The sequence below is a fragment of the Bartonella sp. AP40SXNS genome, assembly GCF_042195825.1.
GTDB lineage: Bacteria > Pseudomonadota > Alphaproteobacteria > Rhizobiales > Rhizobiaceae > Bartonella.
On the sequence record NZ_JBHIPB010000100.1, the window covers coordinates 1 to 828 of the forward strand.

Here is an 828-nt window from a genome sequence, read left to right on the forward strand (position 1 = left end):
TGAATAACGCTAGATTATGATTATAAATCAATGCCTTGAACGCTTGTTGAATGCCGTTGGTTTGAAAGCGAGCGATATTACAAAGCGCCCGATTTAAGCACTGGAGAACTTCGTGATTATAGCGAGGAAGAATTTAAGCAGCTCCAGTGCATGATGCCCGATATCCAAGGGGCAGCTTTCAATAAAAAGGTCGTAAAACGTGCTTTTTTAGGGAGAAAATTGCTTGAATCCCCTGATCAACCTTTGGTTCCAGCGGGTCAATTGGGTTGGGAGTGTATAACAGGGTATTTTGATAAGATAGAACGGCAATTTTATGGGGTTGTCCGTCCGACAAAAGATCCACAACGATGGGCGAATAAATATTTTAGTCAAGTGATGTATATCCTTAATAGCCAATCCAAAGGGGGGCTTATTGTCGAGGAAGGGGCGTTTAAGGACATCAGGCAGGCTATGCAAGATTGGGCGCGGGCTGATGCGTTGCTAGTTGCTGAAGATGGCGCTCTTGCAGAAGGCAAGATACAACCAAAGCCTGTAGCACAGTTTCCAGAGGGCTTTTTCCAGCTGTTTAATGAAGCTAAGGAAGCAATTAATCAGGTGACGGGTTTATCACCCGAATTCATTGGTACAAGGGAAGTGACACAAGCGGGTATTTTGGAGGCACAACGACGCCAATCCAGTTTAAATCTGCTTGCTTGTCTGTTTGATGGTTTACGTTTGTATCGCAAAAGGCAGGGTAAGATTATTTTGCATCTGATACAGAATTACTTGTCCGATGGTCGTTTGGTACGGATATCTGGTGAGGAGAATGCGCAATATATTCCATTGACG

At 44.0% G+C, this 828-nt stretch carries 1 pseudogene; it reads left to right on the plus strand.

What is annotated here, in order from left to right:
* Positions 1 to 39: 39 nt before the first annotated feature.
* Positions 40 to 828: pseudogene (locus ACFILZ_RS09975) on the plus strand (phage portal protein); the annotation flags it as partial.